The sequence below is a fragment of the Cyclobacterium sp. SYSU L10401 genome (assembly GCF_010993705.1).
Taxonomy (GTDB): Bacteria; Bacteroidota; Bacteroidia; order Cytophagales; family Cyclobacteriaceae; genus Cyclobacterium.
In genome coordinates this window covers 149471-175902 of record NZ_WOFO01000006.1, presented here as the reverse complement: position 1 = coordinate 175902, position 26432 = coordinate 149471, and the positions used below count along the sequence as shown (strand labels likewise).

Sequence of the window (26432 nt, the reverse complement as noted above, 5' to 3'; positions counted from 1 at the left end):
GGGTTTCACAGTTTATAGGAAGCCAGCCTGTAAGAACTCAACTCACCAAGGCAGGAGGGCAATTCCTTTGAAATTCTTCTGCTATAGCAAATATTTCATTGCTAAGTTTGCTTCAAAAATTAAGCTTAAGCCTGTTTTTCATCAATGAATTGCTTTTGCACCTCGTCCTCTGAGTCCTTATTGTTTTCTTCTTCGAAAAAACGTTTTTGAAAGATAAGGATGATGGCCACCCCAATAAATATGGATGCATCAGCGATATTGAATATCGGCCATAAAGCCGTATAGCTGCCGCCAAAAAGCGGAATCCATTTTGGAACAAATCCCTCCCAAATGTCAATATAAAACATGTCTATTACTTGCCCATGAAACCAGGGGTTGGGCGCATCAAATGGAGCATTTTTTAACCAAACACCATAAAAAACACTGTCGATCAGGTTGCCCACGGCACCGCCTAAGATCATGGCTATGGAGATCAGGTAGCCCGGATGGGATTTTTTCCGGATCAGCATAAACAGATAAAAGCCGATTCCAAACATGGCTATCAGCCGGAAACTGGTGAGAATCAGTTTTCCGTATTCAGAACCCAATTGCATCCCGAATGCCATTCCCGGATTGGTGGTATAGTGAAGCTTGAACCAGTCTCCAAACACTTTAATTTGACCTGCAGTACCGAAATCCATTCCGTTGTGCACCAGCATTTTTACTGCCTGATCAATCAGGATCACGATTAAAGTGATACCAAAATATTTCCAATATTTCATTTGTTTATAATTGTCTTTTAGCGGTCACCTGGAATCTCGCATGGTTTATAATCATCCCGGTGTGTGACGGGTACGTCATGCTCGATTTCATTTGTTTATACTTTCTCTACTTTTACGGATAACTCAAACTCATCCATATCCAATAGGGTAGGGTTAGTTATTTGATCATCCAACGTCAGTTTCAACGCCTGGGTTTCTGTTTTGATGTATTCGGCAAAGTTTTCCAGGGCGGAATCTACCGCCTCACTTTGCGGAATGACGCTGATTTGTATTTTATCCTGAACTTCCAATCCAAGATCTTTTCTTAGGTTTTGGATGCGGTTGACAAAATCTCTGGCAATTCCCTCTTCTTTAAGCGGAACAGTCAGGCTTACATCCAGGGCTACCGTAATGCCATTATCACTGGCCACAGACCATCCTGGAATATCCTGGGATTGTATCAGTACCTCTTCTAAGCTTAAGCTTTCTGCATTACCACCCAGGTCAATTTTTATTTGTCCATCCTTTTCGATGCTGGCAATTTCCTCCTGCCCCCATTGCTGAATGGCCTGATTCACCAATTTCATTCTTGGCCCAAAACGTTTACCCAATAAGGCAAAATTAGGCTTAACGCTTTTGACCAATATTCCGGAGGTATCATCGATATAGTCGATGGATTTCACATTCACTTCTGACTTGATAAGTTCTTCCACATGCTCGATAAAACCCCGGGTTTCGGGATTAAGTATTGGGATTAGGATTTTCTGAAGGGGTTGTCGTACCTTCAGCTTTTCCTTTTTTCTCAGGGAATGTACCAAAGAAGAGATGTCCTGAGCAAGCTGCATGCTGTTTTCCAGGCCTTCATTGATCAAAGGTTCATTTACCTGTTGCCAGTCTGTCAAATGTACGGATGCCAATTTCTTTGGCTGGCTGGCGGTGAGGTTTTGGTACATCCAATCTGCATAGAAAGGGGCTACCGGCGCCATGATCCTGGAGATGCTGATCAGGCACTCAAATAGCGTTTCATAGGCTGCTTTTTTGTCTGCATTCATTTCTCCTCTCCAAAAACGTTTTCTGGCCAGCCGGACATACCAATTGGACAATTGGTCTACCGTAAAATTCATGATCGCACGGGTAGCTGGGGTCACATCATACGCCTCATAGGCCCTTTCGCTTTCTATGATGAGAGATTGAAGCTTAGATAGGATCCATTGGTCCAGTTCAGGTCTTTCCTTTTCCGGTACTTTTGATTCTTCCAGGTACACAAAATCATCCAGATTGGCATACAGGGCGAAGAAGTTATAGGTATTTTGAAGGGTACCGAAGAACCTTCGCTGTACCTCGGTTACTCCTTCCTCGTTGAATTTCAGGTTGTCCCATGGGTTGGCATTGCTGAGCATGTACCAGCGCAAGGCATCCGGACCAAAGGTTTTCAGACTCTGGAAAGGATCTACCGCATTGCCCAGCCTTTTAGACATTTTGTTGCCATTTTTATCCAGTACCAGCCCATTGGCGATTACATTTTTAAACGCCACACTGTCAAAGAGCATCACGGCCAGGGTATGCAGGGTGAAAAACCAACCCCGGGTTTGGTCTACTCCTTCCGCAATAAAGTCGGCCGGATAATTGGCTTTGAACAAATCTTCGTTTTCAAAGGGATAGTGCCATTGTGCATAGGGCATGGCCCCCGAGTCAAACCAAACATCAATCAGATCCGGCTCGCGGAACAGTTTGTCCCCATTTTCTCCAACTAATATGATTTCGTCCACATAGGGCCGGTGCAGGTCCACATTTCCATCCTTAAAGGGAGATTCCTTCATGAATCCCTTGTCAATGGACTGCTGGATTTCCGCCTGTAATTCTGCCACTGAACCGATGCATTTGGTTTCGGTTGCTGCCTTGTTTCTCCAAATCGGAAGAGGAGTACCCCAGAACCTGGAGCGGCTGAGGTTCCAATCCACCAGGTTTTCCAGCCAGTTGCCAAACCTACCGGTACCGGTTGAGGCCGGCATCCAGTTTATGGTTTTGTTTTGGGCTACCAGTTGGTCTTTATAGGCCGTAGTTTTGATAAACCAGCTTTCCAGCGGATAGTACAAAATGGGCATATCGGTACGCCAACAGTGGGGATAACTGTGCTCATATTTTTCTACCTTGAAGGCCTTGTTTTCATTTTTCAAGATGATGGAAATGATCACATCGGTGCTTTTAAAATCCTTGTGACTCTCATCATCCAGGCTATAGTTTTTGACAAAAAAATCATCCTCGGTGAAAACCTTATGGGCATGTATTCCATGTTCTTCCATTTTGGCTTTCAAGTATGTGCCCACTACCGGCAGAAATTTACCTTTTTTGTCAACTACCGGGATTTCCTGTCCACTGTCATCCTTAAGGAAAATACCCGGAATGCCCTGTTGTTCCAGGGTTCTGAAGTCATCCGCACCAAAAGCCTTGGCCAGGTGGACGACCCCCGTTCCATCTTCGGTGGTTACATAATCACCGGAGATAACGGTAAATGCGGGGTCCGGAAGGGCCAGGGCTTTAATGGGGAATAGTTGTTCGTAGGGCATGCCCAGCAAATCCCTTCCTTTGAGGGTTTCCACTACCTGGTAGGGGATGATTTTATCCCCTGCCTTGTAATCTTCGAGTGGCAGATCTGCTCCTTTTGGATGGAAGTAGGCAGATAGTCTTCCTTCCGCCAAAATCACCGTTTGTGGCTGAAAGGTGTAGGGATTGTAGGTTTTGACTTTTACATAGTCCAGTTTTTCTCCTATGGCCAAAGCAGAATTGGACGGCAATGTCCAGGGGGTGGTGGTCCAGGCAAGAATGTAGAGGTCCTGTTCTCCCTTTACCTTAAACTGTGCCGTGACAGAGGTGTCTTTCACATCCCGGTAGCAGCCTGGCTGATTGAGCTCGTGCGAGCTGAGTCCTGTGCCTGCTGCCGGAGAGTAGGGCTGAATGGTGTATCCCTTGTACAGCAAATCTTTCTCATAAAGGCGCTTCAACAGGTGCCACAGAGTTTCGACGTAGTTTACATCAAAAGTGATATAGGGATCATCCAGGTCTACCCAATAGCCAATTTTTTCTGTCAGTTCATCCCATTCATGCTTGTATCGCATGACGGTCTCGCGGCATTTCTGATTGTATTCGGCTACGGTAATTTTGGTACCAATGTCTTCCTTGGTGATACCCAGTTCTTTTTCTACCTGTAATTCCACCGGCAGACCGTGGGTATCCCAGCCCCCTTTTCTTTTAACATGGAATCCCTTCAGGGTTTTATACCGACAAAAAACATCTTTGATGGCACGGGCCATCACGTGGTGAATACCCGGCGTACCATTGGCAGAAGGGGGGCCTTCATAGAAGGTATAGCTTGGGGCCCCTTTTCTATTGTCCACAGATTTTTCAAAGATCTTGTTGCTTTTCCAAAAAGCCAATATGTCTTCTCCGATGCCGGGATAATCTACCTGTTTAAACTCCTGATATTTCTTCACTGTAATTAGAAAATATTTTCTGTTAAGCTTATAATTTTGCTTTTATGGCCGTTGATGCTGCCTCAAAAGAAGGCGTAAAGTTAATAGAAAACTAGGGTTAATGTATGTCAATCTCAGAAAAACTGTGGCCGGTAGCAATTGCAGCCAGATAAAGAGGAAAAAGACGCAGCCATAGGGGAAGTCAAGGCTTGTGTTTTCTTGGGAACCGAGAATTTTTAGCCGAGTATTCCCTGGAGCTGGCGCAAATAAGGAGCAACGCTTCAGGGAGAGTAAGGAATCAGATTCAAGTTTCCGGCAACCTGGGGTATTGCCATTTTTCGACACTTGAAGGGGAAAGCACCAGCAAAAGCCAGTCCCTGGATTTATCCGGTATAGGAAAAACAGGTCCGCAGGTTCCCTTTACTTCCTGTTTCTGACCGTTTTCAGGGTCTATCCAATAGGCCTTCCTTTTTGTTTTGCGAAATATTTTTCCTTTAAGACCAATCTTTTTCCCTTTTGGACAATAGACCAGCAGCCAATCCCTGTCTGCCGTAGCAATGGCCAGCTTTTGTGGATGCAGCTTCCAGTTTATTCCCGCCAAAACTTTTGGATCAGGTGCCATTTCCTGCCAGGGCAAGCTTTCAAAAAGGGATTTCATGATTCCCATTTGACCTGATCCCGGAAGATCCATGGCTTCTTTCCAGGAAAATTGTGCGCCGAATTTGGGATCTGTCGATCCGTCATACATTTGCCAGATTTCATTGCAGCCATAAGTGTGGCCTGCAGCGCCGGAAAGCATGTTCCAATAGGCAGACCTGCGTATATCCGTGGGATTTAACCGTTGAAAATGCCATTTATTCAATAGGTTGGGGATATTCTCGTACCCAGGTTCCCCATCTATTACCGGTCTTAGCGGTTTTCTTTTTCTGGCCTTTTGGGTAAAGCGGTATTCCCTGAATCCTTTTTGGTGGCGCGATTGGAATAGGTCTATGTCCAGCCAGGAGGCCTCTCCAAAAATATCACTGGCCAGGTAACCCCCATTGGGGTGGTAACTCATCAAGCTGTTCTGATCCTTCTCCCTTATTCCGGCTGCCATTTCCTCAATGATTTCCTTTTGATGCTCATTTTCCGGTATCCGATCCCCTCCTAAAATCCAGACGATATGGTTCCAATGCCCATATCTTTGACCCAGGAAACGGCCGTAACTTCGGGCATTTTCCGGAGAAAAAATTTCCGGTCCTATACCCCACTTTTTATTGAATTTGTCTCCCCAGGTGGGAAGCAGGCCCAGGTACAATCCCATTTCATCGGCCAGGGAAACAACCTGGTCCACATGCTTAAAATAAGCTTCATTGGGTTGTTTGGGATCTAGTTTCTTCAGCGGGACCTGACCGCTAGCATTCGGGGAATGCAGGCCATCAAGTTCAGCCAGGATAACTGTCTGAATAAGGGTAAAACCTTTTTCCTTTCGGTTTTTGAAATAGTGAAGGGTGTCTTCCAGGTCTAAGCGGTGCAGCATTTCCCAGGCGGTGTCTGCCAACCAGAAAAAGGGTTGAGCACCTGATGTGACCAGATAGCGTTCGTTTTTACTAATCCCGAGTGCCTCCAGGTGTTGCTTCATTCACTCAAGGTAAATGTTGCAGCCAATTTATACAACTTTCCATCCAGCCTTTTTGTGTCCCTGCTTTATTGATGGACAGGGAAAATCCATGAGCTCCTGTAGGATAAAGGTGCATTTCGGCGGGCACCTGCTTTTCCAATAGTCCCTGATAAAACAACAGGCTGTGTTGTACAGGCACTGCAGTATCATCCTGTGAATGAAAAATAAAAGTAGGAGGCGAATCTGCTCTTACCTGCTTTTCATTGCTGAAATATTCCACCCATTTCTCGTCCGGCTCTTGTCCAAGAAGGTTATTTCTGGATCCTATATGGGTAATGTGTTCGGTAAAGGAAATCACGGGATAACCTAAAATCATAAAATCGGGTCGGCTTGATTGGTGTTCGATGGGGTCTTCATCACCGGGATTACCCTCATCGAAATGGGTTCCTAAGGTGGATGCCAGGTGTCCGCCGGCAGAAAAACCCATGATGCCAATTTGTTCCGGATTTATGCCCCATTCTTCAGCATGGTGCCTGACCAGCCGGATGGCCCTTTGACCGTCCGCCATGGGTACAATATGGGGATTGCTTTGCGTGTCTGAAGAAGGGAGGCGATATTTCAGGACAATTCCCGCTATTCCCTTACTGTTAAGCCATTTGGCTATGTCCAGTCCTTCCCAATCATAGGCCAAAACACCATATCCCCCTCCCGGGCAAATGATCACTGCTTTACCAGTAGATGACCTTTTGGCAGGTAGAAATACCTGGACCTGGGGTTTTTGTACCTTGCTGATTACCAGGATATCGTTTTCCTGAACGACTTCCTGCACATCGGTAGTTTTTTGAAAGGGTGCTTCTCCGGGATAGATATCCAGTGTGATGGGTGTCGTTTGGGCAATGGAAATTCCGCTCATCATGGTCAGGCAGGCAAAAAGGTAAAACTTAAGCATAGGTATTCGGGAGTATTGGTTTTAATTAAAAGCTTTGAGCATAAGGGCTGCACCGTAGGCAGAGCCTAGTGGGAAATCTGAAAATTCCAGATCATACCCCTTCAACAATCCATTCAGAAAGCGGATGAATACTTTATTATGAACAAAACCCCCGTCAATATACACCTTTTTGGTTTCTGAAGCACCTTTGGCCAGGAGTAATGAAGCAACCTGCATTCTGGCCAGGCCAAACACCAAATGGTGGTAGGCTGTATCAAAATCCCTAAAGGAAGAAATGTTCCAGTTATTTTCAGGAAAAATTTCAGCTACCAGAGGGGTTCTTGCAATGGTCTCCGGGAAAAAACTGCCTGCTGTTCCTTCGGAGAGTAATTCATTAACCAGCTTTTCATCTGGCTGAATATTCTTGTAATACTTCGCTTCCACCTTAAAATGCGTATTCAGTTTATGGAGCTGATGGTCCAGTTCATAGCCCAAAAAGAACCGACTGGCCTTTACTGTTTTTCCGTGTATTGACAGAAAATTGAGGCAATCGTTTTGGAGTTCCCCGAAAGTGAGTTCCCTTTGCGGGAAGGGGTTCAGGGTAATGCTCCAGGTACCTGTGGAAATCAACAGGAAGGGTTCCTTTATTTTGATCAGATAGGATGCCAGGGCAGAAGAGCTGTCGTGGATCCCTACGCCTACCTGTACTTTTTTACCACAGATTACTTTTTCAAAGCTGTGGGTGGTGGGCACTTGCTTGGGGAGTTTTTCATGGATCCCTTCTTTATACACCCATTCATGGTAATCTCCCCTGGGAAAATCCCATAACTTGGTGTGACAGCCTATGGAGGTAGGCTCAGTGACCACTTCACCGGTAAATAGATAAGAGATGTACTGGGGCAGATGCAGGGAATACTTTATTTTTCGGAATATTTCCGGCTTTTTCTTTTTCAGCCAATACAGCTGCAGGCCAGAATTGAGCATGCCCAAAGTTGGGGAAGCCGTGGTTTGGTTGATGCTTTCTTCCGGATAGGTAGCATAAAACTCCTGATGAAGGTCTTCCGGGAAATCTTTCAGGTAGTTGTAAATGGGTGTAACGGCTTTTCCGTTCTCATCGATGGAAACGAACGAAGCGCCATAAGTGGAAAAATTCAAGGCTTTGATCTCGTATTCAGGGTCATGGCACAATTTCTCCACCTTTTCTTTCGCCCAGGCCGTGATTTTTTCCAGGTCATCACACTCCTCCCCATCTTCATCTTTGATGGTAGGAAACTTGACGTATTCTTCTTTGATTTCCTTTAAATTTTCATCAAAGAGAAAAAATTTCTTGTTGGTCTTTCCTATATCAAATATGGCAATTACCGGTATGGGCATTTTCTATGTGTTAGTTTGGATGAATTGATTTACTTACAAGCCTGTGGCCATGCTCTTTCTTCCCCTTTCCCGGATCAGGCTTTCTCTGATGCTCAGTTGCCGGAAAGCAGCGATGGGATTCAGGGCAGCGCCTGCCTGCATCCTGGCTTCGGCTATGAGGGGCCTGAGGTCCGTTCTGAAAGCTTCCTGAAGCATTTCCTGCGCCAAGACAGGATCATTGGACTCCCGGGCATGCTCCAAAGCCTGCCTGTCTACCAATAAGGCCTGGGCATAGGCCAATTGTATGGCTTCTATAGATTGAAGCAAGTCCTCCATTGGATCTTTCAGGTTGTGGCTGGCATCGATCATCCAGGCAGGATAGGGATTGTTAGACTCCTTGTCTTCCATTCCTTCTACCAATTCATTGAAGATCAAAAAGAGTTGGTAAGGTTTCATCGCCCCTACAGTCAGGTCATCATCTCCAAATTTGGAATCGTTGAAGTGAAAGCCTCCCAATTTACCCTGCATCATCAGGGTAGCGACGATTTGCTCGATATTGGTATTGGGCAGGTGGTGTCCAAGGTCTACCAGGGTAAAGGCCCGCTCTCCCAGCTGGGAAGCCAGCAGGTGGGAAGTACCCCAATCCTGGATGACGGTATGGTAAAAATAGGGTTCGTAGGGCTTGTACTCAATGAACATTTTCCAATCTTCCGGCATACCCGCATAAATTTCCCTGAGTGAATCCAGGGTGCGTTGTAAGGCTTTTCTAAAATTCATCTGCCCGGGGAAAGACGAGCCATCTGCCAACCAAACGGTAAGTGATTTGGAACCCAGGGCTTCTCCATGTCGGATAACTTCTAAATTATGCTCCACAGCCAATTTTCTCACTTTGGCGTCGGTATGGCAAAGGGAGCCGAACTTATAAGAATTCTCTTGTTCCGCTTGATCCTGGAAGGTATTGGAATTTACGGCATCGAAAAGCAGGTTATGGGAAGCCGCATGGGCTTTTATCTGATCTACGTTTTCGGGGATATCCCAGGGAATGTGCAGGGAAATGGCCCCAGAACCTGCATTTAAAGCATGAAGGATACCGACATCATCTATTTTTTCTTCCAGTGACCGGGGCTCTCCCCCACCTGGGAATCGTCCAAAACGGGTGCCCCCCGTTCCCAGCGCCCAACTGGGTATAGCGATCTGAAAGGCCTGAATTTTTTGGATTATTTTTTGGGCATCCAGGCCTTTGTTATTCAGCCGGCGGCTTATATACTCAAAACTCTCCCGGTGGTCCGGGAGAGCTTTATCATTGAGACTATGTAGTTGATTTTTATCAATTCGCATGGAAATCGGTTATCTTACGAAAGCTGCAGCTACGCCGCCGTCTACGTTTAAAATATTGCCGGTACTTTTGCTGAGATGGCCGCCAACAAAAGCAAAAACTCCATTGGCGATATCGTCTACACCGATGATCTCATTCATAATGGTTCGCTTGGCGTAAAAGGCAGGAAGTTCTTCCACAGAAATGCCGTAGGCTTTAGCACGACCTTTGGCCCATTCACCTTCCCATATTTTACTGCCTTCGATCACGGCATCCGGGTTCACCACATTTACCCTGATCTTATCCGGACCAAGTTCGGCTGCGAGCAATCTGCTCATGTGTACCTGAGCCGCTTTGGCTGTACCATAGCCCACATTGTTCGGACCAGACACCAGGGCATTCTTACTGGCAATATTGATGATGTCTCCGCCTTTGTTTTGTGCCCTGAGAATGGAGACAGCTGCTTTGGAAACAGCAAACTGGCCTTTTACCAGGACATTCTGAAGCGTATCCCAATCCTTTTCGGAGGTTTGTTCGATAGGTTTGGAAATGGCCAGCCCTGCACAGTTGACAATGATATCTACCCCTCCAAATTTGAGGGATGCAGCTTTCAAAGCCTGGTCAATGTCTTCCAGCCTGGTGACATCCATTACGGCACCCGAACCGGTATCTTTGTTGTAGGTGCCTACAGCTTCATCCAGCCTGTCCTGATTGATGTCAGTAATAAATACACAGGCACCTTCTGCTGCAAGTTTGTCAGCAATGGCCTTACCAATGCCTCCCGCTCCGCCGGTTACAAAAGCGACTTTTCTGGAAAGGGGCTGTTCTTTGGGCATGCGTTGAAGCTTAGCTTCTTCCAATAACCAATACTCAATATCAAAAGCCTCCTGAAGAGGTAAGGATACATAGGATGAAATCGCCTCGGCACCTTTCATCACATTGATGGCATTGGTATAAAATTCGCTGGCAACTCTGGCAGTCTGCTTGTTTTTTGCATAGGAAAACATCCCCACTCCCGGCCATAGAATGACTACCGGATTGGAATCCCTCATAGCAGGGCTATTGGGCCGTTTGTGGTCCTCGTAGTATTTGGTGTAATACTGACGGTAGTCTTCAAATTCCTTTTCGAGGTATGCTTTGACTTCGGTCATGTCCTCCAAATCCTTATCCGCAGGAATTTCCAAAACCAGGGGTCTTATTTTTGTGCGCAAAAAGTGATCCGGACAGCTGGTTCCCAATGGAGCCAATTTTTCCAAATCATTGCTATTGATAAATTCCAAAACCCGGTCATCATCCGAAAAATGTCCTACCATCCGGTTATAACTGGAAGCTAGTCCCCTCAGGTGTGGGGCAATTTTGGAAGCTTGTTCTTTTCTTTGATTGGCAGGTAGGGAAGTTACTTTCTGGCCACCGAAAACAGGTCGCTTTTTACCATAATTTTCTTCCAGGTATTGAGAAGCCATGTCAATTACTTCCAGACTATTGATATAGCATTCGTAAGAGGTTTCTCCCCAGGTGAAAAGACCGTGGCCTCCCAGCATGATACCGCGGATACCGGGATTTTCATTGAGGGCCTCTTCTAATTTAAGTGCCAGGTCAAAACCGGGCCGCTGCCAGGGAACCCAGGCGATTTGTCCATCAAACAATTCCTGTGTGATTTTTTCACCGTCTTTGGAGGCGGCAATCGCAATGGCTGCGTCGGGATGAAGGTGGTCGATGTGCTTGAAGGGTAAAACTGCATGAAGGGGTGTGTCGATGGAAGGCGCCTTTGAATCCAGATCATAAATGCAATGGTTAAAAAGGGCTACCATTTCATCTTCAAATTCCAGTCCCCTGTAGACATTTTTAAGAGAAAGCAACTGGTCCATGTACAGACCGGCAAGCCCACTCCTTTTTAGGGTTCCAATGTCACCACCGGATCCCTTGATCCACATGACCTCTGTATCCTTTTTGGTCAACGGATCTTTTTCAATGGTTTTACAGCTGGTATTTCCACCGCCGTAGTTGGTTATTCTTAAGTCTGCACCCAATATATTGGACCTGTAAAGCAGCAGGGCGATCTGATCGTCCCCCAGGGCTTTTGCTTTTTCTTCGTCCCACAAATAATCTACGTGCTTAAAAGTGTTTTTTGTAATTGCCATATTTTAGATATGAATAGATTTGAATGCTAATTATTATTTAGCGAATTTAATTTATTTTTTAATTTCAACTGTCCTGTTCTATGCTGACTTAAATTGATTTTACCTTCAAAAACACAGGTTTTTTTACCTTTAAAGGATCAAGTATCATGCAAATCGGAAATATTAACAGTTTTTAGTGGCCTTTGGTAGTGAAATCATTCATTTCAGTCTGGAAATGCTGAATTCTCATTATTTTTTATAGGGTGAGGGGCTGGTAGCGGTCCAGCCACCGTCAATCACCAGGCTTTGGCCGGTAATGTGCCGGGCACTGGGAGATACCAAAAACCCTACTGCTGCTGCAATATCTCTGGGATATGCCGGTCTCCCCATGGGGGTAATCCTGGACCATGTTTGCTCATATCCATCTTCTGATGCCGTCCTCTCTGTCATTGTGGCCCCGGGGGCCACGGCATTGACATTGATTTTAAAAGGAGATAGTTCCAGAACCAGCGTTTTGGCGAGCATTTCCAGGGCAGCCTTGCTCATGCCATAGGCAGCGAGATTTTTATGGGCCTGGTGGCCTGTTACAGAGGACATGAAAAGGATGCTACCTCCGGATTGCTGGGCCATCATCTGCTTCGCCGCCTGCTGTGCCAAAAAGAAACTGCCAACCAAATTGAGTTGAAGAAGTTTATGAAAATCTGATTCTTTATAGGTCAGAAATTCCCCAAAAACGGTAATCCCCGCATTGGCTACCGCAATATCCAAGCGGCCAAATTGTCTCACCGTTTGCTGCACCAATTGTTCAATAAAACCGGTATCTGATGCATCCCCTGCATGCCCTGAGCAGCTACTGGGAAATTCCGAGTTGATCTTATCCACTGCGTTTTGGGTAAGATCCCGGTCCAGGTCATTTAGCATGACCCTTAAGCCCTCCGCAGCAAAATGCCGGCATATTTCAAAGCCTATTCCCATTCCCGCTCCCGTTACCAGGGCAACCTGTGGAGCAGGGTCATTTTCTTTTTCCATCTGGTTTAGAAAGATTTACAGCAGTTGGTAATCTCTTTTAGGGGTTAGGATCAGTGCGAGTCCTTGGTTACTTCACTTCCGGAACTGCCCTTCAGAAAATCCAGGTCTGCGCCCAGATTGGCTTGCTCTACATGTTTTACATACAGGCTTACATAACCCCTTTCGGCCGGCAATGCTGGTTTTTGCCAGGCAGCCTTCCTTTTTGTCAGCTCTTCGTCCGACACCAGCAGGTCTAGTTTCCGACCTTCTACATCCAGTGCGATCAGGTCGCCGGTTTGTACTACGGCAAAATTTCCCCCTTCTGCAGCTTCCGGAGTAGCGTGCAGGACCACCGTACCAAAACCAGTACCACTCATCCTACCATCCGAAATCCGGATCATGTCCTGAATACCCTTTTCCAACACTTTAGGAGGTAATCCCATATTGCCCACCTCGGGCATTCCGGGATAGCCTTTTGGTCCCACATTTTTGAGGATCATCACAGAATTTTCATCTATATCCAGCTCAGGGTCATCAATTTTATTTTTATAATCGTCAATGTCCTCAAAAACCACCGCCTTTCCTGTATGCTTCATCAATTCCGGACTAGCCGCCGAAGGTTTGATAATGGCTCCGGTTTCACAGAGGTTTCCCTTGAGGACCACTATGCCGGAAATGGGATTGAAAGGAGAATCAATGGCAGCGATTACTTCCTCATTGAAATTTTCAAATCTTTCATTGTTTTTACCAATACCTTGTCCGGTTACGGTGATGGCATCATTGTGCAGGTGATCTTTCAATTGACGGATTACAGGTGGAAGACCACCGGCATAGTAAAAATCCTCCATAAAATATTTGCCTGAGGGCTGCAAATTGGCCAGGAGAGGGATTTTTGAGGAGAACCGATCAAAATCTTCCAGGTTTAACTGAACCCCCATTCTGCCTGCTATGGCCAGCAAATGGATGACAAAATTGGTAGAACCGCCAATCGCAGCATTCACCATGATGGCATTTTCAAAGGCTTCCCGGGTCAGGATATCAGAAAGCTTCAGGTCATTTTCCACCATTTTCACAATTTCCATTCCCGACATATGCGCAAGAACTTTTCTTGCAGTGTCGGGTGCAGGAATCGCCGCATTACCGGGTAATGTAAGTCCCAGGGCTTCAACCATACAGGCCATGGTGGAGGCTGTTCCCATTACCCCGCAGTGGCCGTCACTTCGGCAAAGGGCCGATTCGGCCACGTAGAGGTCTTCCTGAGTCATTTTTCCTTGCCTGGAGGCTTCGCTGAATCGCCAGATATCACTGGTACTTACTTCAGCTCCCCTGTATCTTCCGGTGAGCATGGGGCCACCAGAAACCACGATGGTAGGCAGGTTCACACTACTGGCACCCATGACAAGGGAAGGGGTGGTTTTATCACAGCCACAAAGCAAAACCACTCCATCCAAAGGATTGGCCCTGATGGATTCTTCGGTGTCCATGCTGGCCAGGTTTCTGTAAAGCATGGCAGTGGGCTTCATGACGGTTTCCCCCAGAGACATCACAGGAAATTCCACCGGATAGCCTCCTGCTTCCAATACCCCTTTTTTCACAAATTCAGCCAATTCCCTGAAATGGGAGTTACAGGGAGTCAACTCCGACCAGGTATTACAAATACCAATGATAGGCTTGCCACCCAATTCATGGGTTGGAATTCCCTGCTTTTTAAACCATGACCTGTAAATCAGGCCGTCTTTGCCGGTTTTTCCAAACCAGCCCTGACTTCTTCTTTCCTTTTTACTCATTTTATGCTAGGTGTTTTTCTATCTAAAAAGTTACTTTCCTTGAAGGCTAGTACTTTTGTTATTTTGGAAGTATAAGATTAGTAAATGTTTGGTCAAAATAAAATTTAAACCTGTAAAATCCTCATTCCGGTGAATGGGATTGTGATTTAAACTCATGTGACATTTATTTTTGAAACAGGAAATAAAAATAATCATTGGAAAATAGCACATAAGTCTGGAAAATGCAGGTTGATTTAACGTGAAAGATAGATGTGATAAATGAATATTCGGTTGGCTTTTGATAAAATACCTGTTCCAAAAAAAAGGAGGCATAGGGCATGGTGAAAAATTACCGAATATCTTCTATTTTGGGCTGTCAATTAAAAATAAATAACAATGAGTTTTGAAATTCAATCATCCATGGACACCTATGATGTAATCATTGTGGGTTCAGGTGCAGGAGGCGGTATGGCCAGCAAAATCCTTTCAGAATCCGGCCTGAGTGTGGCGGTAGTAGAAGCAGGAAGTGATTTTGATCCTGCCCTCGAAGAGTACCGGACCCAATTGCGCTGGCCATGGGAATCCCCCAGGAGGGGAGCCAATACGGTAAGGGCTTTTGGAGATTTTGATGCTGCCTATGGTGGATGGGAAATTGAAGGGGAGCCCTATACCCGAAAAGACGGTACTCAATTCGACTGGTTCCGTTCCCGAATGGTAGGGGGAAGGACCAATCACTGGGGCCGGATTTCTCTGCGGTTTGGACCTGATGATTTCAAAAGAAAAAACATTGATGGATTGGGAGATAACTGGCCCATAGGTTATGAGGATGTAAAGCCCTATTATGACAGGGTGGATAAAATAGTTGGCGTTTTCGGCACCAGGGAAGGTATAGCCAATGAGCCTGACGGATACTTTCTTCCCCCACCCAAACCCAGGTTGCATGAACTGGCTTTTATGAAAGGTGGAAAAAAGATCAATCTTCCCGTTATCCCTTCCAGAATTTCTGTTTTGACCCGGCCCGTAAACAATGAAAGGGGTACCTGTTTTTTCTGTGCCCAGTGTAACCGGGCCTGCCAGGTATATGCAGATTTTTCCGCGGGCACCGTACTGGTAAAACCTGCCATGAAAAAGGGAAATGTGGACCTGTATACCTATGCCATGGTGCGGAAGGTGACCACCAATGAAAAGGGGGAAGCCACAGGAATATCCTACGTCAGCAAGGTGGATATGCAGGAATACAAATTAAAGGCCAGGGTGGTGGTCTTGGGTGCTTCTGCTTGTGAAAGTGCCCGGATCATGATGAACTCCAGCTCACCGCAGCACCCCAATGGGATCTCCAACAGCAGTGGCACCCTGGGTCGCTACCTGCATGACTCTACAGGAGCCAGCCGCTCGGCCCTGATGCCTGAGTTTATTGGAAGGGATAAGTACAACGAGGATGGGGTAGGCTCTATGCACGTGTATACACCCTGGTGGTTGGACAACAAAAAGCTGGATTTCCCCAGAGGATACCACCTGGAATTTGGCGGAGGCATGCGCATGCCCAATTATGGCTTTGGTTTTGGAATGGATTCCATGAGGAAGTACATCAGGGACGAATTTGGCAATGCCAGTCCTAATGGAGGATATGGAGCCGGATTGAAAAGAGATATCCGAAGTGTGTATGGTGCTACAGTAGGAATTGCAGGAAGAGGGGAAAGTGTGCCCCAATATGACAACTACTGCGAAATAGATCCCAATACCGTGGACAAATACGGCATTCCTGTTTTGCGCTTTCATTACAACTGGACAGAACATGAGGTGAAGCAGGCCAGGCACATGCAGGATACCTTTGAAGAAATTTTTGATGCCATGGGGGCACAGGTGATGGGTACCAAACCCGGTGCAGAGAACCAATATGGACTGGCTGCTCCTGGCAGAATCATTCATGAGGTGGGTACAGCCAGGATGGGAGATGACCCTAAAACATCGGTTTTGAACAAGTATTCACAGGCACATGAATGTAAAAACCTTTTTGTAGTGGACGCTGCTTCATTTGTTTCCCAGGCTGATAAAAATCCTACCTGGACCATTATGGCCCTTTCAATCCGGACTTCAGAATACATTGTGGATCAATTGAAAAAGAAGAATATTGGGTAAATGGATTAATCTTTAACCTTTGGGGTCTTTGAGTCCCCGACGGCTATTTCGTGAACACTCTGGGAAAGACCTTCGGGGTTGGGAAAACCCCAAAGTTGGGGTTCCGGGGGCGTTCTGATTTTTTTATCTAAGGGATTTAATTCAAATTCACGCCGTGGATTGGCAATACATTATTGAAGGCCTGCAAGCAGGTATACAGGAAATGAGCTGGCTGGAAGCCGTGGCCGTCTTTTTTGGCCTGGCTTCTGTATTTTATTCGATGAAGGAAAACATTCTGGTTTTCCCTACGGGCATCATCAGCACCCTGATTTATGTATGGATCTGTTTTCAGGTCAGACTCTATGCCGATATGGGCATCAACGGGTATTATTTTGTCATGTCGATCTTCGGTTGGTATGTCTGGACGCATCCCAAACCCGGAAAAGCCAATGTTCCTATTACCTGGCTGGGCACCAGGGGGATGGTGAATGCCCTGTTGCTATTGCTGGTTTCCTATGTTGCCTTGTATGTTGTACTTCATAACTTTACCGACAGTGATGTACCCTATTGGGATTCCTTCACTACGGCTACAGCTTTTGTGGGCATGTGGCTGATGGCCAAAAAAAAGGTGGAAAACTGGATTGCCTGGATCATCACAGACCTGGTATCCGTCCCGCTTTACCTTTACAAAGGCCTTTTGTTAACCTCCTTTCAATTTCTGGTTTTCACGGTTTTGGCAGTATTGGGATTGGTCGCCTGGATCAGAATGGCCAAAATTTATGCAGCCAATAATGGATAAAATTGTAATCATAGGGCCCGAATCTACTGGAAAAAGCACCCTGACACAGGCCCTGGCTGCTTACTATTCGGAGCCCTGGGTGCCGGAATTTGCCAGAGAATATCTGCTCCAATTGGACCGCAAATATCGTTTTGATGATTTACTGGAAATGGCCAGGGGACAAATTGAAAGCGAGGATGAGCGGGCCAAACAAGCGAAAGAAATTTTATTTTGCGATACGGATCTGCGGGTAATCAAGATCTGGAGTGAGCACAAATACGGCCGTACCCATCCCTGGATAACCCAACAGATCCAAAACCGAAAATACGACCTGTACTTGCTTACAGACATAGATATCCCCTGGCAGGATGATCCTCTAAGGGAACATCCGGATCCGGATATGCGGACCTATTTTATGCAGTTATACGAACAGGTTTTGGAATCTTCTGGAGTACCTTGGGTTAAAATTTCCGGTAGTCCGAAAGAACGATTCCGGGCAGGCGTTGCGGCCATAGAGGCAAGAAAAAAAGATTAAAACCCGAATCGCGGTATTTGCCAGGCCATTTATCTTGTTCTTTCACCGAAACTGTTATAATTTGGAAAGCATACGGCAAACGGGCTGAATTTTTCGGAAATTTTAAATATTTTCAACATTTATAAGTAACCATGAAGCAAACGGACCCTCATATGGAAGACCACAAACAGCAAATGAAAAAATACTGGAAGCGAAACATCAGGACAGTGCTGATCCTGCTCTCCATCTGGTTTCTGGTCTCCTTTGGATTTGGTATTTTACTGGCGGAGCCTTTAAATGCCATTAAGATCGGTGGATACAAACTTGGATTCTGGTTTGCGCAACAAGGCTCCATATTTACCTTTGTGATCCTGATTTTTGTTTACGTCTACAAGATGAACAAGCTGGACGAAGCATTTGATGTCAATGAAAAATAATCCCTTATGACCCAATTATGGATATTTTAACCTGGACCTACATTCTGGTAGGCCTTTCCTTTGCCCTGTATATAGGCATTGCCATTTATACCAGAGCAAGCTCTACCAAGGAATTTTACACAGCTGGAGGAGGTGTTTCTCCATTGGCCAACGGAATGGCTACAGCAGCAGACTGGATGTCCGCCGCCTCCTTTATTTCCATGGCCGGAATCATCGCTTTTTCAGGATATGATGGTTCTGTTTACCTCATGGGCTGGACGGGCGGTTATGTATTGCTGGCCTTGTTATTGGCCCCTTACCTGAGAAAGTTCGGCAAATTTACCGTTCCTGACTTTGTGGGGGATCGGTATTACAGCAACAAGGCCAGGGTAGTGGCCGTTTTTTGTGCCTTATTTATTTCCTTTACCTATGTAGCGGGACAAATGCGAGGGGTTGGAATAGTTTTCTCCAGGTACCTGGAGGTGGATATTGAGACCGGTGTGCTGATAGGCATGACCATCGTATTTTTCTATGCCGTTTTGGGGGGAATGAAAGGGATTACCTATACACAGGTGGCCCAGTATTGTGTGTTGATCTTTGCCTTTATGGTTCCTGCCATATTCATTTCTATCCAGCTGACCGGAAATCCTATCCCTCAATTGGGATTGGGAGGTACGGTGCAGGATGGAACGTACCTTTTGGATAAATTAGACGGAATCCTGGTAGATCTTGGATTTCATCAGTATACCTCGGGTAGAAAGTCGGTAGCAGATATTTTTGCGATTACCCTGGCACTGATGGTAGGGACTGCAGGTTTACCCCATGTAATTGTTCGTTTTTTTACAGTTCCCAGAGTGAAAGATGCGCGGCTTTCGGCTGGCTATGCCTTGGTCTTTATCGCCATTTTGTACACCACGGCCCCTGCGGTTGCTGCTTTTGGGATTTACAATGCCATAGATACCGTAGCAGGACAGCCCGTAGATGACCTGCCGGAATGGGTAGAAAACTGGCAAAAAACCAACCTGATTGTGGTGGAAGATCTGAATAACGATGGCCTGGTCCAATACCTGGCTGATCCGGAAATGAACGAACTTACCGTGGATAAAGACATCATGGTCCTTGCCGCCCCGGAGATAGCCGAGCTGCCCAACTGGGTGGTCGGCCTGGTGGCTGCAGGAGGAATGGCTGCTGCCCTGTCTACAGCTGCCGGCTTGCTTTTGGTCATTTCTACTTCGGTGTCAAGAGACCTTTTCAGAACCTTTGTTCCACAGATGACCGAAAAAACAGAACTGATCATTGCCAGATCAGCAGCTGCGGTGGCAGTAGTCATAGCGGGATATTTTGGCATCAACCCCCCGGGTTTTGTAGCCGAGGTAGTCGCTTTTGCCTTTGGTTTGGCTGCGGCATCTTTCTTTCCGGTAATTATTATGGGCATCTTTTCGACCAGAATGAATAAGGAGGGAGCCATAGCCGGTATGATCTGTGGCCTGACATTTACCCTGGGATACATCATTTATTTTAAATTTGTATATCCTGAAGCGAATAACATGGACAACTGGTGGTTTGGGATTTCTCCGGAAGGCATTGGTTCTCTGGGAATGCTGATCAATTTTGTGGCGTGTTATGTGGTTTCCAAATTTACACCGGATCCTCCCGCACACGTGCAGGAAATGATACAGGAAATCCGGATTCCAAGGGGAGCTGGAAAAGCGCAAGATCACTAAAAGAGGTGTTGTTGGAATGCCGGGATACTGGAATTAGAAAAAATTTAGTTTAATTTATAGAAGATTTACAACCAAAAATACCTGAAGATGAGTGATAGAATTCATACCCTTAGTGGATATTTTCATGAATACCAGAAAAGTGTAGCTGACCCGGAAAATTTTTGGGCCAGGGTAGCCGATTCTTTTCATTGGAAAAAACGCTGGGACAAAGTCTTGGACTGGAATTTTGAGGGCCCTGATGTCAAATGGTTTCTGAATGGCAAATTAAACATCACCGAAAATATCCTGGAAAGGCACTTGTACACCATTGGAGACAAACCCGCCATTATATGGGAGCCCAATGAACCTGGGGAGGATAGCCGGACCCTTACCTACAGACAGCTATATGAAGAAGTGTGTCGTTTTTCTAATGTTTTGCAGGAAAAAGGCGTACAAAAAGGAGATAAGGTAATCATTTATATGCCCATGGTGCCGGAAGCGGCAGTTGCCATGCTGGCCTGTGCCAGGGTTGGAGCCATTCATTCGGTAGTTTTTGCCGGATTTTCCAGTAATGCCCTTGCTGATCGTATCAATGATTGCGAAGCCAAGGTGGTCCTGACGGCTGATGGTAATTTCAGGGGAAATAAAAAGATCCCCGTCAAGGCAGTAGTGGATGAGGCATTGGAAAATACCAGCACGGTGAGTACGGTGATTATTTACCAAAGGACGGGTCAGGAAGTAAGCATGAAGGCCGGCAGGGATTTTTGGTGGCATGAAGCCATAGAAGGAAAAGATGCCCATCAGGAAGCAGTGGAGATGGATAGTGAAGACATGCTTTTTATCTTGTATACTTCAGGATCTACAGGAAAACCCAAAGGGGTAGTGCATACTTGCGGAGGATACATGGTGTATTCCAAATATACCTTTGAGAATGTATTTCAATATAGTCCTGGTGATGTGTACTGGTGTACAGCAGATATCGGTTGGATCACCGGGCATTCCTATATTGTTTATGGCCCCTTATTGGCCGGGGCTACCTCCATCATGTTTGAAGGGGTTCCTACCTATCCGCATGCCGGACGCTTTTGGGAAATTGTGGACAAGTATAAAGTCAACCAGTTTTACACGGCACCCACCGCCATCCGGGCACTGCAAGCCCATGGTACGGAACCGATAGAGCCGTTCAAGCTGGACTCCCTTAAGGTGCTCGGTTCAGTGGGAGAGCCCATCAATGAGGAAGCCTGGCACTGGTACCATACCCATATTGGGAAAACGAAATGTCCCATAGTAGATACCTGGTGGCAAACAGAAACCGGAGGCATCATGGTTTCTCCCCTGGCCGGTATTACCCCTACCAAACCAGCATATGCCACCTTACCCCTGCCGGGGATCCAGCTGGCCATCATGGATACAGAGGGTAAGGAAATGACTGGTAATTCCGTTGAAGGTAATCTTTGTGTTAAATTTCCCTGGCCTGGAATGATCCGTACCACCTATGGCGACCATGATCGTTGCAAGCAAACCTATTTTTCTGCTTACAAGGGCATGTACTTCACCGGAGATGGAGTCAAAAGAGACCATGACGGCTATTACCGCATTTTGGGAAGGGTAGATGATGTCATCAATGTATCTGGTCACCGGATGGGAACTGCCGAGGTAGAAAATGCCATCAATGAGCATCCGCTGGTAGTAGAGTCTGCCGTGGTAGGTTATCCACATCAGGTAAAAGGGCAGGGAATCTATGCTTATGTGATTTGTGATATGAAAAACAGGTCTGAGCAAAGCCTGACCAACGAGATCAAGGATACGGTGACCAAGATCATCGGACCTATCGCCAAGCCGGACAAGATTCAGATTGTTCCGGGGCTTCCTAAAACCCGTTCCGGTAAGATCATGCGCAGAATTCTGAGAAAGGTAGCGGAAGGAAATATGGACAACATGGGAGATACCTCAACCCTGCTGGATCCAGATGTAGTAGACAAGATCATTGAAGGTAGAATTGAATAATACCTGCTGTATATTTCCCGGGGGAGGGGGCGTTTAACGAGCTTCTTTCCCCATCATTTCTTAGCTAAGCTCCGATATGGCCAATGTCATCGTCAATAGGGTCATTGATTTCTTAAAGAATTTCCCCCCATTTAGCTTTTTGTCAGCTGAATTGCTCGCTCAGGTAGCCCAAGAGGTGGATTTGGTCTATTATGAGAAGGGTGAATTTTTATTTCAAAAAGGAGAACCGGCCAAGAGTTACTTTTTTGTGGTCAAGGAGGGGGCCATCAAGCTGACAGATCATATTGAAGAAAAGGAAGAGACCGTAGAAATTTGTGATGAAGGGGACGTATTTGGAGTTTTGGCCCTGCTGGGCAAAAGACCTTATATCCTCGATGCCATAGCCGATGAACCCAGCCTGATCATCGCTGTGCCGGTTGGTATTTTTGAAAAGGTACTGGAGGAAAACAATAAAGTGAGCCTTTACTTTGCCTCGGGCTTTGCTTCGGGTCAGGTAGTGGTACGGTCCGGATTGTCACAAACACAAAAAGTCAGGGCTCTTTTTGGGGGTAAGGCCAACCATTACGGGCTGATGCTTTTTTCCGGGCAGACATCCATTCAATATTCCCATCCGGTCATTCATTGCCATACAGGTAATAACATAGCGGAAGCAGTTGAAAAAATGAGCCGAGGGAAAGTAGGTTCCATCATCATTGTGGATGAAAACAAACATCCCAGAGGAATCATTACTGATAAAGACCTTAGAAATCGGCTGATTGCCCAAAACCTACCCTATGATACGCCTGTAGAAAAAATCATGAGTCACCCTGTGGTGACGGCAGGAAAGGACCTGGAGTTTTCCCAGGTGTACCTGAATATGGTCAAACACAGGCTTCATCACCTGGTTTTTACAGAAGATGGCAGTGCAGATTCCCCATTGCTGGGAATTATTTCTGACCATGATATCCTGCTTTCTCAGGGGAATAGTCCGGCGGTATTGATCAAAGCACTTCAGGAAAGCCATGATATCCATGAGCTGGCAAAATTAAGAAATCAGGCGGAAGGGATGCTGAAATATTTTCTGGAGAATGAACTGGCCATAGATTTTATTGCAGGAATCCTTACCGAAATCAACGATACCCTCATCCGGCAAGCCATTGCCATGGCCAGAGCGAGACATGAAGCAAATTTTCCGGAGGTAAGGGATATGCAATTTTGCTTTTTGGCATTGGGATCTGAAGGAAGGGGAGAGCAATTGCTTCGTACAGACCTGGATAATGCCATTGTCTATGAGGATGTTTCTGAAGAACTGAAGGAAAAGGCCCAGGATTACATGCATCTCCTGGCCAGAGATGTGATGGATATCCTTTTTGCCTGTGGCTTTCTTTCCTGTCCTGCCGAGATGATGGCCAATAATCCGCGCTGGTGTCAGCCGCTCAGTCAGTGGAAGGATTACTTTAGCCAATGGATCCGCGAGCCAGATCCCCAATCCCTGATGATGGCCACCATTTTTTTCGATTTTCGGGCGGTGAGTGGAAAGCAGGCGCTTGCAGAGGCATTGACCCAACATGTGTATGAAGCAATCAGTCAGGGGAAACTTTTTTTGAATTTTTTCGCAAAGAACGCACTTTTGAATCCACCTCCGCTGGGGTTTTTCAGGAATTTTATGGTAGAAAAATCAGGAAAGCATGCAGAGAAATTTGATATCAAGCTGCGGGCCATGATGCCTCTTGCAGATGCTGCCAGGGTGCTGATCCTGAGCCACCAGGTGGTGGGCATCAACAACACCTTTAAAAGGTATGAAAAATTGGCCGAACTGGAACCCCAACAGGCCGCCTTGTACAGGGATGCCGGGAAAGCCTATGAAATTTTTATGCGCATCAGGGCCCTGGAAGGATTATCAACGGACTCCTCGGGAAGGTTTATTCAGCCCGACTCCCTAAGTAAGCTGCAGCGGCAATTGTTAAAAAACGCCTTTTTTCCGATAGATGAAATTCAAAAAATATTGAAGGTACGGTTCCAGTTAGACTATTTCGGTAACTGATATGGACTGGAAAGCGCTATTCGGTTTTGCATCCCTTCCCAAACCGGAATTTATCAAGATGTATGAGAAGTCCCTGGAGCGAAAAATCCCTGGGAGCAAACCGGTGTCTGAACTGGGTTTTCTGGTTTTGGATACCGAAACCACAGGTTTGGATACCAAAAGAGATCATGTGCTGTCCTATGGGGCCGTGCAGGTAAACCATAACCGGATCAGGGTTTCTACCTCCAGGGAATTATACCTGCGGCCAAAGAAAAGGAATCGGGAGGCGATTAAAGTGCATGGATTGGTTGGGGAGCGGCCCTTTGTCAGCAGGGAACAACTGATTCGTAGTTTCCTGGATGATGCCCAGCAAAAGATCCTGGTAGGTCATCACGTGGGTTTTGATTTGGCCATGATGGAAAGGGTGGGCAGAAGCTTTGGTTTTCGGAAAGTGAAAAACCCGGCCCTGGATACCTATGATCTGGCGGTAAGGTTGGACAAGGGCAAATTTTACGACCCCCGGGCAGTAGTATCCCGGGACTATTCCCTGGATCAGCTATGTGATCGGTTTGGTATTGCAGCAGATGATAGGCATACGGCTGCAGGAGATGCTTTTTTGACGGCTCAGCTTTTGGTGAAGCTATTGAAAATTGCCGATAAAAAGGGGATCAGGACTTATGGTGACCTCATGGGTTGATGGTTTATTTGTCCCATTCCATTTGTATGTCGGCCTGGGTTTTCACATAAATGACCAAATCTGTGGTACTGGGGTAAATTCCCGAAATGGAAATTTCCGGTCTAACCAATTTAAATGTGGCAAAGGTTGTTTGCCAGTCTCCCATTTCCAGGAAAGCAAGCCGGGCATTTTCCAAATAGTCCGCTACAGGAATTACCCCCTGCTTTTGGATGATTTTCATGATTTTCCTGCGCCTCATCCAATTGGTCATGTTGGCAAAAAAATTATCGGTTTCCAGGCGGAAAGCTACATTTTCCAGCCGGATGGCCTGAATTTCCGGGTCATAAACCGGACTGCCAGCCAGGTAGAATTTACCTTCCAAATCTTTTTTGCCTGTTCTTTTTGCCAGAAAATCCATGGTGATCATGGTTTTTTCAGCGTAATGACGAACAGCAAAATCTTTGGGTAAGAGCCTGGTTTTGCTGTCCAGCGCAATCAGGCTGTCGGCAAGGGTCTCATTGAGGTAGACGGAGATTTCTTCGAAGCCAATGGTAAGTGGAGTAGTAATGGATAAATGGTTTCCCTCAACCTGTTCCAGGGAAATATCAGGAAGGGGCGAAAGCTGGGTGGCCAGTGGCCTGTCCTTTTGGCTTCGCATTTCTCCCTCCAGCCCAAAATTCAATTGCAGCATCTGATCAGGTGTGAATGCATCATGAACCCTTAGTTTTTCTGGATGCGGGTAGATATAGCTACCCGAAAAGCCATTTTCTACATACCTGGGCCGACTGAAAGAAGTCCAGAACTTATCGGCAATCTGTTTGAAGTCTACAGCTTCCAATGCTCCGCTACGCAATTGGCTTTCCATGATGGTTACCATTTGCCGCTTTACCATGGGCTCAAAATCAATCTTAAAACCCAGTAAATCGTATTCCAGGTCTTTCCCCCAGGATTGAATATCCAGTCCTTCTACATCAAAGGCCCAGTTTTCTTTCAAGACCGGTAAAAAGCTGATTTGCGGTTTTAAATTTTCCTGAAAAGGTATGGATGTGGCTATCCTTTGCCCAAAAAGCCTTTTTTCCAACCTGACTTCCCCATCCAGAAAAACGGGCAATCCCAAAAGGATATTGCCATTTTCCTGGGCTGTCAGGTTAAGCAGGCCGGTTTTCTTCAGGTCAACATCGGCATATAATCCATCCCCAAACTCCAGGTCTTTTTCATTGAAAAGTTGCTTGTCCAGGCTTTTATTGATCTGATCTTCCAGAAAGGAAAGGGGAATTTCCATGCTCAGGTTCACTGACGCCTCGGCCTTAGGAAGAGGTGGTGGAGGAGCAGCGGCTTCCGGTCCTCCCATGGGCAGGCTCCGGCAGCCCCATCCGGAGATCGCAAGAATAAGAATAATAAATAAATTACGGTACATGTTAATGAGAACGGATTAATTGGATAAAAGTAGGTACTGCATCCAGATTATTTTAATTGTAATGACAAATATAGGCTAATTCGAAATTTTTTAGCTGTTTTGAACTTTAAACCCTTCCTTTTTGGTTATTCTTTGCATAAATCAACCTGAATTATGAGCTGGAAAAAATTAGATAAATTGTCTCAATTGGATCAAATCAAGGAAGAGAGCAAAGCCAGGCCCGTGGTGATATTCAAGCATTCTACCAGGTGCTCCATTAGCAGCATGGCCTGGAACCGCATGGAAAGGAGTTGGAAAGCCGAAGACAGTGGGCGCATATCTGCCTATTTTCTGGATCTGATTGCCCATAGGGATATTTCCAATGCCATTGTGTCAGAATTTGGTGTGGATCATGCTTCCCCTCAGGTCATTGTCATCAAAGATGGGCAGGCCATCTATGACAACAGCCACATGGGTATCAATTACCGGGATATTGTATCTGTTGGAGCTTAATGGCATTGC

The 26432-nt window shown here is 46.1% G+C and carries 19 protein-coding genes; 9 read left to right on the top strand and 10 right to left on the bottom strand.

What is annotated here, in order from left to right:
• Window positions 1–125 precede the first annotated feature (125 nt).
• The 9 genes from GL182_RS15320 to GL182_RS15280 form a co-directional block, all read right to left on the bottom strand.
• The gene (locus GL182_RS15320) at window positions 126–761 is read right to left on the bottom strand and encodes a lipoprotein signal peptidase (protein ID WP_163380651.1); all 636 of its coding nucleotides are present in this window, start codon (window positions 759–761) and stop codon (window positions 126–128) included.
• 95 nt (window positions 762–856) lie between these two features.
• Complete coding sequence (gene ileS, locus GL182_RS15315) at window positions 857–4231, bottom strand: isoleucine--tRNA ligase (RefSeq protein WP_163380650.1); 3375 nt, start codon at window positions 4229–4231, stop codon at window positions 857–859.
• A 283-nt stretch (window positions 4232–4514) separates the two neighbouring features.
• Window positions 4515–5831, bottom strand: coding sequence for a DUF4038 domain-containing protein (locus tag GL182_RS15310; RefSeq protein WP_163380649.1), 1317 nt, complete (start codon window positions 5829–5831; stop codon window positions 4515–4517).
• Between the two features lie 4 nt (window positions 5832–5835).
• Complete coding sequence (locus tag GL182_RS15305) at window positions 5836–6759, bottom strand: alpha/beta hydrolase (protein ID WP_163380648.1); 924 nt, start codon at window positions 6757–6759, stop codon at window positions 5836–5838.
• Window positions 6760–6780: 21 nt separating this feature from the next.
• Window positions 6781–8112 carry an FGGY-family carbohydrate kinase gene (locus GL182_RS15300; RefSeq protein WP_163380647.1) on the bottom strand — a complete coding sequence of 444 codons (1332 nt, stop codon included), beginning with the start codon at window positions 8110–8112 and terminating at the stop codon, window positions 6781–6783.
• A gap of 33 nt (window positions 8113–8145) precedes the next feature.
• Window positions 8146–9429: a TIM barrel protein gene (locus tag GL182_RS15295; protein ID WP_163380646.1), complete on the bottom strand. Its 1284-nt coding sequence runs from the start codon at window positions 9427–9429 to the stop codon at window positions 8146–8148.
• 9 nt (window positions 9430–9438) lie between these two features.
• Window positions 9439–11547: a bifunctional aldolase/short-chain dehydrogenase gene (locus tag GL182_RS15290; RefSeq protein ID WP_163380645.1), complete on the bottom strand. Its 2109-nt coding sequence runs from the start codon at window positions 11545–11547 to the stop codon at window positions 9439–9441.
• Between the two features lie 228 nt (window positions 11548–11775).
• Complete coding sequence (locus GL182_RS15285) at window positions 11776–12555, bottom strand: SDR family NAD(P)-dependent oxidoreductase (RefSeq protein WP_163380644.1); 780 nt, start codon at window positions 12553–12555, stop codon at window positions 11776–11778.
• A gap of 50 nt (window positions 12556–12605) precedes the next feature.
• A complete protein-coding gene (locus tag GL182_RS15280; RefSeq protein WP_163380643.1) occupies window positions 12606–14321 on the bottom strand; it encodes an IlvD/Edd family dehydratase in 1716 nt (571 codons plus the stop codon).
• Between the two features lie 375 nt (window positions 14322–14696).
• Here GL182_RS15280 and GL182_RS15275 point away from each other — a divergent pair, with 375 nt between their 5' ends.
• The 8 genes from GL182_RS15275 to GL182_RS15240 all read left to right on the top strand — a co-directional run bounded on the left by GL182_RS15275 (window position 14697) and on the right by GL182_RS15240 (window position 24535).
• Window positions 14697–16439: a GMC family oxidoreductase gene (locus GL182_RS15275; protein ID WP_163380642.1), complete on the top strand. Its 1743-nt coding sequence runs from the start codon at window positions 14697–14699 to the stop codon at window positions 16437–16439.
• Window positions 16440–16593: 154 nt separating this feature from the next.
• Window positions 16594–17217 carry a nicotinamide riboside transporter PnuC gene (pnuC, locus tag GL182_RS15270; protein WP_163380641.1) on the top strand — a complete coding sequence of 208 codons (624 nt, stop codon included), beginning with the start codon at window positions 16594–16596 and terminating at the stop codon, window positions 17215–17217.
• Complete coding sequence (locus tag GL182_RS15265; protein WP_163380640.1) at window positions 17210–17731, top strand: AAA family ATPase; 522 nt, start codon at window positions 17210–17212, stop codon at window positions 17729–17731. The genes pnuC and GL182_RS15265 overlap by 8 nt, the downstream gene beginning before the upstream one ends.
• A 152-nt stretch (window positions 17732–17883) precedes the next feature.
• Window positions 17884–18147, top strand: a complete 264-nt coding sequence (locus GL182_RS15260; protein ID WP_163380788.1) for a DUF4212 domain-containing protein — start codon at window positions 17884–17886, stop codon at window positions 18145–18147.
• A 17-nt stretch (window positions 18148–18164) separates the two neighbouring features.
• Window positions 18165–19850, top strand: a complete 1686-nt coding sequence (locus GL182_RS15255; RefSeq protein ID WP_163380639.1) for a sodium:solute symporter family protein — start codon at window positions 18165–18167, stop codon at window positions 19848–19850.
• Between the two features lie 87 nt (window positions 19851–19937).
• Entirely contained in the window at window positions 19938–21836 is a 1899-nt protein-coding gene (gene acs / locus GL182_RS15250; protein ID WP_163380638.1) for an acetate--CoA ligase, read from the top strand.
• Between the two features lie 76 nt (window positions 21837–21912).
• Window positions 21913–23859, top strand: coding sequence for a DUF294 nucleotidyltransferase-like domain-containing protein (locus tag GL182_RS15245; protein ID WP_163380637.1), 1947 nt, complete (start codon window positions 21913–21915; stop codon window positions 23857–23859).
• 1 nt (window position 23860) lies between these two features.
• Window positions 23861–24535, top strand: a complete 675-nt coding sequence (locus tag GL182_RS15240; protein ID WP_163380636.1) for a 3'-5' exonuclease — start codon at window positions 23861–23863, stop codon at window positions 24533–24535.
• Between the two features lie 4 nt (window positions 24536–24539).
• Here GL182_RS15240 and GL182_RS15235 read toward each other — a convergent pair whose 3' ends face one another.
• The gene (locus GL182_RS15235) at window positions 24540–25931 is read right to left on the bottom strand and encodes a DUF4403 family protein (RefSeq protein ID WP_163380635.1); all 1392 of its coding nucleotides are present in this window, start codon (window positions 25929–25931) and stop codon (window positions 24540–24542) included.
• Window positions 25932–26084: 153 nt separating this feature from the next.
• Here GL182_RS15235 and ytxJ point away from each other — a divergent pair, with 153 nt between their 5' ends.
• The gene (gene ytxJ, locus GL182_RS15230) at window positions 26085–26423 is read left to right on the top strand and encodes a bacillithiol system redox-active protein YtxJ (RefSeq protein ID WP_163380634.1); all 339 of its coding nucleotides are present in this window, start codon (window positions 26085–26087) and stop codon (window positions 26421–26423) included.
• Window positions 26424–26432 lie beyond the last annotated feature (9 nt).

Bases quoted from the DNA above. Each gene is read 5' to 3' on its own strand.
- GL182_RS15235 (WP_163380635.1), bottom strand. From the start codon at position 25,931: ATGTACCGTAATTTATTTATTATTCTTATTCTTGCGATCTCCGGATGG.
- GL182_RS15290 (WP_163380645.1), bottom strand. From the start codon at position 11,547: ATGGCAATTACAAAAAACACTTTTAAGCACGTAGATTATTTGTGGGAC.
- GL182_RS15240 (WP_163380636.1), top strand. From the start codon at position 23,861: ATGGACTGGAAAGCGCTATTCGGTTTTGCATCCCTTCCCAAACCGGAA.
- GL182_RS15255 (WP_163380639.1), top strand. From the start codon at position 18,165: ATGGATATTTTAACCTGGACCTACATTCTGGTAGGCCTTTCCTTTGCC.
- GL182_RS15300 (WP_163380647.1), bottom strand. From the start codon at position 8,112: ATGCCCATACCGGTAATTGCCATATTTGATATAGGAAAGACCAACAAG.
- GL182_RS15275 (WP_163380642.1), top strand. From the start codon at position 14,697: ATGAGTTTTGAAATTCAATCATCCATGGACACCTATGATGTAATCATT.
- GL182_RS15295 (WP_163380646.1), bottom strand. From the start codon at position 9,429: ATGCGAATTGATAAAAATCAACTACATAGTCTCAATGATAAAGCTCTC.
- GL182_RS15280 (WP_163380643.1), bottom strand. From the start codon at position 14,321: ATGAGTAAAAAGGAAAGAAGAAGTCAGGGCTGGTTTGGAAAAACCGGC.
- GL182_RS15245 (WP_163380637.1), top strand. From the start codon at position 21,913: ATGGCCAATGTCATCGTCAATAGGGTCATTGATTTCTTAAAGAATTTC.
- GL182_RS15285 (WP_163380644.1), bottom strand. From the start codon at position 12,555: ATGGAAAAAGAAAATGACCCTGCTCCACAGGTTGCCCTGGTAACGGGA.
- GL182_RS15310 (WP_163380649.1), bottom strand. From the start codon at position 5,831: ATGAAGCAACACCTGGAGGCACTCGGGATTAGTAAAAACGAACGCTAT.
- ytxJ (WP_163380634.1), top strand. From the start codon at position 26,085: ATGAGCTGGAAAAAATTAGATAAATTGTCTCAATTGGATCAAATCAAG.
- GL182_RS15305 (WP_163380648.1), bottom strand. From the start codon at position 6,759: ATGCTTAAGTTTTACCTTTTTGCCTGCCTGACCATGATGAGCGGAATT.
- GL182_RS15265 (WP_163380640.1), top strand. From the start codon at position 17,210: ATGGATAAAATTGTAATCATAGGGCCCGAATCTACTGGAAAAAGCACC.
- GL182_RS15320 (WP_163380651.1), bottom strand. From the start codon at position 761: ATGAAATATTGGAAATATTTTGGTATCACTTTAATCGTGATCCTGATT.
- acs (WP_163380638.1), top strand. From the start codon at position 19,938: ATGAGTGATAGAATTCATACCCTTAGTGGATATTTTCATGAATACCAG.
- GL182_RS15260 (WP_163380788.1), top strand. From the start codon at position 17,884: ATGGAAGACCACAAACAGCAAATGAAAAAATACTGGAAGCGAAACATC.